The 7,647-nt window shown below is 44.0% G+C and carries 5 protein-coding genes; all 5 read left to right on the top strand.

The annotated features are described in order from the left end of the window. Positions 1 to 1,246 (top strand): SusC/RagA family TonB-linked outer membrane protein (locus tag AC1DRQ_RS28210; RefSeq protein WP_477428962.1); only part of this gene is annotated, 1,246 nt, incomplete at its 5' end. 12 nt (positions 1,247 to 1,258) lie between these two features. Further along, positions 1,259 to 2,959 (top strand): RagB/SusD family nutrient uptake outer membrane protein, encoded by a 1,701-nt coding sequence (locus tag AC1DRQ_RS28205; protein ID WP_477428960.1) that lies wholly within the window; start codon positions 1,259 to 1,261, stop codon positions 2,957 to 2,959. 72 nt (positions 2,960 to 3,031) lie between these two features. Beyond that, positions 3,032 to 4,531, top strand: a complete 1,500-nt coding sequence (locus tag AC1DRQ_RS28200) for an RICIN domain-containing protein (RefSeq protein ID WP_477428958.1) — start codon at positions 3,032 to 3,034, stop codon at positions 4,529 to 4,531. Positions 4,532 to 4,581: 50 nt separating this feature from the next. Next, on the top strand, positions 4,582 to 6,120 hold the full coding sequence (locus AC1DRQ_RS28195; RefSeq protein ID WP_477428956.1) for a glycoside hydrolase: 1,539 nt from the start codon (positions 4,582 to 4,584) through the stop codon (positions 6,118 to 6,120). A 52-nt stretch (positions 6,121 to 6,172) separates the two neighbouring features. Then, positions 6,173 to 7,647 (top strand): glycoside hydrolase family 2 protein (locus AC1DRQ_RS28190; protein WP_477428954.1); only part of this gene is annotated, 1,475 nt, incomplete at its 3' end.

The raw sequence follows: 7,647 nt of genomic DNA, 5'->3' as shown, positions 1-7,647 counted from the left end.
GTTTAAAAGCAGCGTCGGTTTTTTTGATGATCTGAAGATCAGGGCATCATACGGTTCATTGGGTAATGATAACGTTGACAACTTTCAGTATTTTGATAATTATGTTTTGGTTGGTAACGGCTTTGTGGCCTATGATCCGTCTGCAAGTTCTAACGTTATCCAACCTAATGTTAGCCTGAAAAAATTAGCAAATCCAAATATTACATGGGAAGTAGCCAAAAAACTGGATGTAGGTATTAACGCCACCTTCCTGCACAACTTTACTTTAGAGGCTATTTACTTTAAGCAAAAAAGGTCTGATATTCTTACAACAAGAAATGCTTCGCTTCCGGGCTCTTCGGGTATCGTAAACCCTTATAATGATGGATCAGCAACATACACGCCATTAGTGCCATCTGAAAATATCGGTAAAATTAACAGCTCAGGTTTTGAAGCAACCTTAGGTTACAACCACACTGGGCAGGAATTTACCTGGGGTGTAAGCGGTAACATTACCTACGCCAAGAGCAAGGTAATCTTTATTGATGAAGCCAGCAGCACTTTAGATTACCAAAGCAAAACAGGCCGGCCGTTAAATAGCTATTTGTTATACAACAGCATAGGCATTTTTCGTACACAGCAGGAGATTGACAGCTACCCCCATGTCCCGGGTACTAAGGTTGGTGACCTGAAATATCTGGATTATAACGGCGACACTCAAATAACCGCCGATGATCAAACCCGTACCAAATACGGTAATGTTCCGCAAATTACTTATGGCTTAAGCCTTAACGCCGCTTATAAAAACTTTGATCTTTCGGTATTATTTTCAGGCCAGGCCCAGGTTAGCCAGTATGTTTTACCGGAATCCGGCAGCATTGGCAACTTTTACAGCAGTTGGGCCAATAACAGGTTTAGCCCAACAAACCCGAACGGTACTTATCCAAGGGTACCCGACCGCGCATCAAACGCCATCAGCGGTGGATTGTATCCAAACACCTTCTGGCTTAATGACGCATCTTTCGTTAGGTTAAAAAACGTTCAGTTAGGGTACAACTTTAACGGGCCTTTCCTTTCAAAAATTAAACTCTCTGGTTTGAGGGTATACGTAAGTGCATTTAACTTATTTACCATTACAAAAGTGAAGGATTATGATCCTGAAGGAACAACTGGAGGCGCCCAAAACTATTCGGACCAAACCAATAGTAGCGGCCAGTTTTATCCGCAACAGAGAATTATAAACTTAGGTGTTAACGTGAAATTTTAATCAGGACAGATAATGAAATTAAAATATAAAACCTCGCTGTATTTAATGATTGGCGGTATGCTGAGCATGACAGCATGTAAAAAAGATTTTTTAAATGTACAACCAACGGATAGGATAGCAACATCGGCCATAGAATCAGATACGGCTGTTTTTGAAGCATTTGTAACCAATCGATATATTGGCGAGAGATTACAGGACAAAGAAGGTGACGGCTCAAATCCTGGTTTTGGCCGTGGTTTTGAATACAGCATGTGGAGCTCGCTTACTGATGAATCGATCTATAACAATGATGATGCTACCTGGCTTGTGCAAAGAGGGCAGCTGGCCCCTGAAAATTTAGGCGGTGCCGGTGTACTTTGGGGCCGTAGCTACAGGAGCATCAGGGAATGTAATTATGCTTTAAGTCTTTTACCAAACATGCCTTTAAGTGCAGGGCATAAAACACGTATTGAAGGCGAGTTGAAATTTATAAGGGCATTCCGCTACCAGGACCTCATCCGCAATTATGGCGGCGTTGTTTTAATGGGCGATAAAGTAACTAACCTTACTGATAATTTACAGGATCCATCACTGTTTAAAAGGGCGAGCATTAAAGAAAGTATTGATTACGCCACTGCTCAGCTTGATGATGCTGCTTCAAAGCTCCCCCTAAATAATGACGGTACCTGGATGTTAGGTCGTGCTACCAAGGGTGCTGCATTGGCTTTAAAATCAAGGTTATTGCTCTATGCGGCAAGCCCGTTGTACAATGCAGGCACCTGGGCTAATGCTGTTACCGCGGCGCAGGCGGTTATCGGCCTCAATAAATATGGAATATATACCGGCGGGTATGGTAACCTGTTTTTAATAAATGAAACCAACGAAACCATTTTTGCTCGCTTATATACCAAAAATGCTAACCATACGCACCTTGAAATTGCCAATGGCCCAAACGGTTATGGTGGTTGGGCAGGCAATACCCCGCTGCAAAACCTGGTTGATGATTATGAAATGATGGATGGTAAACCTATTACCGATCCAACATCAGGCTATGACCCTACCCATCCATATGCAAACCGCGACCCAAGGTTTGCTGCAACCGTGCTTTACAATGGATCTATCTACAGGGGGCAAACGATAGATGCCTTTATTCCGGGTGGTAAAGACAGTAAAGATGGACCTGATAACTGGAATACTACCAAAACTGGTTATTATCTTAAAAAGTTCATGAATGATGCTTACCCGCTTCAAAACCCATGGGGTAATGCAGGCTTTCAGCCGTGGATCTATTTCCGCTATGCCGAGATCTTGTTAAACTTTGCAGAGGCTGCTAACGAGGCATACGGTCCTGATGCTGTTCCTTCGGGTTCAACACTATCAGCACGCACGGCAATTAACCAGATCAGATCGCGTCCGGGAATTAATATGCCAGCGCTGGCAACCGGGCTTTCACAATCACAAATGCGCGATGCGGTGCGCTATGAGCGCCGTGTAGAGCTGGCCTTTGAAGAGCACCGTTTTTACGATGTGCGCCGCTGGAAAATTGCCGATGTTACCGAAAACAAACCGGCAGGAGGGATGATCATTACCAAAAATGCTAATGGCAGCTTTAGTTATACACCAAAAGTAGCATTGGATGGCCGTTCCTTTGCAACCAAACATTACTGGTTACCAATACCAAGGGCCGAGATACAGGCTTCAGGTGGCCAGCTGCAACAAAATACTGGCTATTAACAGCACTTATACCAGGGGAAGGATGTTTTTTTCTTTCCCCTTTTTTCAATCCAATACTAACCTAAACAAATTATGAAGAACCTATGTGTTTTATTATTGATGGTATGTTGTGTGGGAGCGGGCTGTAAAAAGGACATGATCGCGGTAAAGGAATCGCCAGTAAGTGAAGTAAAAACCGGAGAAAAGCCGGTTAAAACAGACTCAACACCGGCAAGCGTGCTTAAGGGAGTTAATTGGGCGGCTGATGGCGATAACTTCAGCGACGGGATATTGGTATTAAGTGGCTTAACTTCGGCAGATAGTTATGCTACGGTATCAGCCAAAGCCGATGCAGTATTAACGGGAATTCAGAACAATACAGGGGCTAATACGGTTAGGCTGCCTGTAAATTACTCAACCGTATCACAAACCTGGTGGAACTCCTATACCGGGGTTATTGATAAAGCGTTGAGCAAGGGAATGAATGTGATACTGGGCTATTGGGAAGCCAAATCATCTGCAGACGGGAAGATTGATAACACTACAGAGTTTTGGTCAATGTGGCAAACTATTGTTACTAAATACGGCGGTAACGCGCATGTATATTTTGAAATATTTAATGAACCTCATGGCTATTCCCTAACCGACTGGACAACCATTTGTGCGCAATGGTTAGGCAATTATCCCTCCGTACCGCAGGGCCGCATCCTCATCAGTGGTACTTCTTATTCGCAGGATATTACAGGTGTAGGTGCCGACAGTCGTTTTTCAGGCTGTCTTTTATCCATACATGATTATACTTTCTTTAGTAACGGCACTAATACAACCGCGTTACAATGGGAAAACAGGTTGAAAAGCAATATAGGCAGCTACAGCAGCCGTGCGGTATTAACTGAGTTTGGCATTCCCATGACAGGAGGTAAAAACTATACCGGTGCCATAGGTGGCGATGTGGAGATTGCTTACCTGCAGGGCCTCACCAACCAGGTACGTTCATTTGGAATGGGGGCGGTTTACTGGCCGGGTATTCGTACCGGCGATAGTTACAGGATCCAGGAGCTGAGTGGTACTGGAACAAGTTTAACCGTATCAACCACAAATGTGTCGGGCTTAAGCCGTATTAAGTATGCCTGGGGCGTAGGCGCCGGGGGGACCGATACCTTTTATACCGGGGCATATTACCGCTTTTTAAACCTCAACAGTGGTCTTGCGCTTGATGTTAACGGAGGGTCAACTGTAAATGGTGCGGGTATTATACAATGGCCCCAAAATGGTGGCAATAACCAGCAATGGCAAATAACCAATAATGGTGGTGGCTATTACAAAGTAACCAACCGTAACAGCAGCCTTGCGCTTGATGTTAATAGCTCATCTACAGCCAATGGTGCAGGCATAATACAATGGGCATGGAATGGAGGCAATAACCAGCAATGGCAGCTTACCGCTGTAAGCGATGGCATATACAAAGCTATAAATCGCAACAGTAGCCTCGCGCTTGATGTTAACGGTGCGTCTGTCGCAAATGGTGCAGGCATAATACAATGGCCGTGGAACAGCGGCAACAACCAGCAGTGGCAAATTGTACAACAATAATTTTACAATAAAACAGTGCTGTTAGGCCCTGTTTTATTGTTGATTTAAATATGATGATACTAAGATCTATTATAAAAAATATACTTTTAGTGATTACTGCTTTAGGGCTTAATACCTCTTTTGTAAACGGTCAGATCAAAGCAGTTACTATTAATATCAATCTTTCAAAAACATATCAAACCATCAGTAATTTTGGTGCATCTGATGCATGGGCATGTCAGTTTGTGGGCAATTGGCCCGATGATAAGCGCAATAAAATTGCCGACCTGTTTTTTAGTCGCGATACTTATACTGATGGCTCGCCTAAGGGTATCGGTTTGTCATTGTGGCGGTTTAATATTGGTGCAGGTAGTGCCCAACAGGCAGATCAAAGCGGTATTAAAGATGAGTGGCGCCGTGCCGAATCGTTTTTAAACAATGATGGCAGCTACAACTGGCAAAACCAGGCCGGACAGGTGTGGTTTTTAAAGGCAGCCAAAAAACGCGGGGTAAACCAGTTTTTAGGTTTTAACAATAGCCCTCCGGTGCAGTTTACAATTAATGGTAAGGCATATGCAAGCGGTGGCAAGGTAAATATATCGGCCGATAAATATGATGCCTTTGCCACATATCTGGCCAGGGTAGTAAAAGGCGTGGAGCGGGTAAGTAAAGTTAAATTTGATTATATAAGCCCGGTAAATGAACCCCAATGGGATTGGAGCGATGGCGGGCAGGAGGGGTGCCCGTATAACAACGCGGAGGTAGCAGGCCTCGTGAAGTCAATCAGTAAAGAGTTTGTAAACAATAAGATCAGTTCAAAAATTCTTATTGGCGAAGCCGGGAGCCTTAACTATTTATTTACGGCAGGTGATAAGCCAGGAAAAGGGCTCCAAATAAATGATTTTTATAGAGACGGATCAGCAAACTACATTGGTAACCTGCCGGGTGTAAGTAAAACTATAGCAGCACACAGCTACTTTACCACATCGCCAATGGCTACCGCTATAAAAGCACGTAAGATACTGGCCGATAGTGTGGCGGCTGTAAAAGGACTTGATTTCTGGCAATCGGAATATTGTATTTTAGGCGATAATGCAGGCGAGATAGATGGTAACAAACGTGATCTGGGTATTGACGCGGCTCTGTATTTAGCCTCGGTTATTCATACCGACCTTACCGCAGCAAATGCATCAGCCTGGCAGTGGTGGACAGCCATTTCGGCTTATGACTATAAGGATGGCCTTATCTATATAGATAAAAATAAAATAGATGGCAATTTTTACACCAGCAAAATGCTTTGGGCCATGGGAAATTACAGCAGGTTTATAAGGCCCGGAGCCATAAGGGTTGATGCTGAAGTTACATCCGCAGTAACAGTTAAGCCGCTGCTTGTTTCCGCATTTAAAAATGGAAAGAACTTTACAGCGGTTATCATCAACCCAAACGCTGATGACGTAGCTACCAATCTAAACATGAGCAACGCCAATATTAAGTTGACCTCGGCATATACTACATCGCAGGCGGATGAGCTTAAGGCCCATAAAGTAACGGGAACAAGAAACGTGATTCCCGCCCGCTCCATCATCACCCTTACAGGTATTATCAAATAACATCTTATCACTATCTCAAATGAAAAACAAAATCTACCACCTTCTTTTTTTTATGAGCATAATACTATTGCCGGGGATGCTTAAAGCCCAGGACAAGGGTAGGCCCGCTCTGTTTAATTCAAACTGGAGGTTTCACAAAGGGGATATCGGTACGGGCATCAACGGTATCGCCACCGAAACCCAGTGGAAAATTGTAGATCTGCCACATGACTGGAGTATTGAAGGTCCATTTAGTAATGAATGGGCAAGTGCTACCGGCTATTTACCCGGTGGTATAGGCTGGTATAAAAAAAGCTTTACTGCCAATAGTGGCTGGCGGGGCAAGCAGGTATACATTTATTTTGACGGGGTATACAAAAGTAGCGAAGTATGGATAAACGGGCACCATTTGGGCAAACGTCCCAATGGTTTTATTTCGTTTAAATATGAGCTTAGCCAGTATTTAAATTTAAATGGCAAAAACACGATAGCCGTTAAGGTTGATCACAGCGAATTTGCGGACTCGAGATGGTATACCGGCTCAGGCATTTATCGCAATGTTTATCTGATTGTTAAAGATCAAGTACATATTGACCCATGGGATGTGGCATTTTCCACGCCAAAGGTTTCGCCCAATGAGGCTACGGTAAAGGTTAAAGTAAACATTACCAACAGCACTGCCGGTGATGCAAATGTGACCGTAAAGGTGAACCTGTTTAATGATAAGGCCAAAGCGGTAGCATCCGTACAAAAACAGCTCCGGGCAAAGGCTGGCCAACAGGAGGTTGAGTTTGAACAAAAAATAACCGCTCCACAAATATGGGACACTGAAAACCCTCATCTATATAAACTCAGCGTGTCGCTTAGCCGCAATGGCAAACCGGTTGATGAGGTAACGCAGGCTGTAGGCATCCGCAGCATCCGTTTTGATAAGGATAAGGGTTTCTTTTTAAATGATAAAAGCACAAAACTGAAAGGTGTTTGTATTCATGACGATGCTGGTGCGCTGGGTGTGGCCGTTCCGCAAGAGGTTTGGGTGCGCCGCCTCAAAATATTGAAGGATGTCGGGGTTAATTCACTTAGGCTGAGCCATAATCCCCACGCTGATTATTTATATGATCTGTGCGATAAGATGGGTTTTTTGGTAATGGATGAGGCGTTTGATGAATGGGAGATAGGTAAAAATAAATGGGTAGCCGGCTGGAATGTGGGCACCCCGTCAAAAAACGGTTATCATGAATATTTTAAAGAATGGGCTGATCGCGATGTCAGCGATATGGTGCTGAGAGCGCGTAACCATCCCTCAATTATCATGTGGAGCATAGGTAATGAAATTGATTATCCTAATGATCCATATACACATGAAATATTAAATACAGGTCGTAACCCTCAGATCTACGGAAAAGGCCATCTGGCCGATCATCCTGCGGCCAGCGAACTTACTCCTATAGCCAAAAAACTGGTAGCAGCCGTAAAGGCTATTGACACAACCCGCCCGGTGACCGCTGCTCTTGCTGGCGTTGTTATGTCGAACGAGGTTGGTTACCC

The sequence above is a fragment of the Mucilaginibacter sp. P4_E8 genome (genome assembly GCF_056401495.1).
Note: the sequence above shows the minus strand (reverse complement) of the source record. Positions and strands in the feature narration are given on the sequence as shown.

Coding starts and splice junctions, on each gene's coding strand:
- AC1DRQ_RS28205 (WP_477428960.1), top strand. CDS start 1,259: ATGAAATTAAAATATAAAACCTCGCTGTATTTAATGATTGGCGGTATG.
- AC1DRQ_RS28200 (WP_477428958.1), top strand. CDS start 3,032: ATGAAGAACCTATGTGTTTTATTATTGATGGTATGTTGTGTGGGAGCG.
- AC1DRQ_RS28195 (WP_477428956.1), top strand. CDS start 4,582: ATGATGATACTAAGATCTATTATAAAAAATATACTTTTAGTGATTACT.